The organism is Lysinibacillus composti, from assembly GCF_016908465.1.
In the GTDB taxonomy this organism is placed as follows: Bacteria; Bacillota; Bacilli; order Bacillales_A; family Planococcaceae; genus Ureibacillus; species Ureibacillus composti_A.
Genome location: NZ_JAFBDY010000052.1, coordinates 1 through 1,499, shown reverse-complemented (window position 1 = coordinate 1,499; position 1,499 = coordinate 1). Strand labels below are relative to the sequence as shown.

Here is a 1,499-nt window from a genome sequence, read left to right as displayed (position 1 = left end):
AAGCAGTAACTAACTTTTTTAGGTTAAGTTATTAAGGGCGCATGGTGAATGCCTTGGCACTAGGAGCCGATGAAGGACGGCACTAACACCGATATGCTTCGGGGAGCTGTAAGTGAGCTTTGATCCGGAGATTTCCGAATGGGGGAACCCACTGTTCGTAATGGAGCAGTATCTTGACGTGAATACATAGCGTCTTGATGGCATACCCAGGGAACTGAAACATCTAAGTACCTGGAGGAAGAGAAAGAAATTATTCGATTCCCTAAGTAGCGGCGAGCGAAACGGGAAGAGCCCAAACCAAGAGGCTTGCCTCTTGGGGTTGTAGGACACTCTATACGGAGTTACAAAAGAATGGATTAGACGAAGCGGTCTGGAAAGTCCCGCCATAGCAGGTAAAAGCCCTGTAGTTAAAAGTCCATTCCCTCTTGAGTGTATCCTGAGTACGGCGGAACACGTGAAATTCCGTCGGAATCCGGGAGGACCATCTCCCAAGGCTAAATACTCCCTAGTGACCGATAGTGAACCAGTACCGTGAGGGAAAGGTGAAAAGCACCCCGGGAGGGGAGTGAAATAGAACCTGAAACCATGTGCCTACAAGTAGTTAGAGCCCGTTAATGGGTGATAGCGTGCCTTTTGTAGAATGAACCGGCGAGTTACGATTACGTGCAAGGTTAAGTTGTGAAGACGGAGCCGCAGCGAAAGCGAGTCTGAATAGGGCGAATGAGTACGTGGTCGTAGACCCGAAACCAGGTGATCTACCCATGTCCAGGGTGAAGGTGAGGTAACACTTACTGGAGGCCCGAACCCACGCACGTTGAAAAGTGCGGGGATGAGGTGTGGGTAGCGGAGAAATTCCAATCGAACTTGGAGATAGCTGGTTCTCTCCGAAATAGCTTTAGGGCTAGCCTCGTGATTGAGAATACTGGAGGTAGAGCACTGTTTGGACTAGGGGCCCATCTCGGGTTACCGAATTCAGACAAACTCCGAATGCCAGATATTTATACACGGGAGTCAGACTGCGAGTGATAAGATCCGTAGTCAAAAGGGAAACAGCCCAGACCACCAGCTAAGGTCCCAAAGTAATCGTTAAGTGGAAAAGGATGTGGCGTTGCTTAGACAACCAGGATGTTGGCTTAGAAGCAGCCATCATTTAAAGAGTGCGTAATAGCTCACTGGTCGAGTGACGCTGCGCCGAAAATGTATCGGGGCTAAACGATTCACCGAAGCTGTGGATTGACATCTATGATGTCAGTGGTAGGAGAGCGTTCTAAGTGCGTTGAAGTCAGACCGGAAGGACTGGTGGAGCGCTTAGAAGTGAGAATGCCGGTATGAGTAGCGAAAGATGGGTGAGAATCCCATCCACCGTATGACTAAGGTTTCCTGAGGAAGGCTCGTCCGCTCAGGGTTAGTCGGGACCTAAGTCGAGGCCGATAGGCGTAGACGATGGACAACAGGTTGATATTCCTGTACCACCTCCCCGCCGTTTGAGTAATGGGGGG

1 rRNA gene is annotated in these 1,499 nt (G+C 50.1%); it reads left to right on the top strand.

The window, feature by feature from the left end:
• Positions 1-21: 21 nt before the first annotated feature.
• A 23S ribosomal RNA gene (locus JOD29_RS20200) occupies positions 22-1,499 on the top strand; the annotation flags it as partial.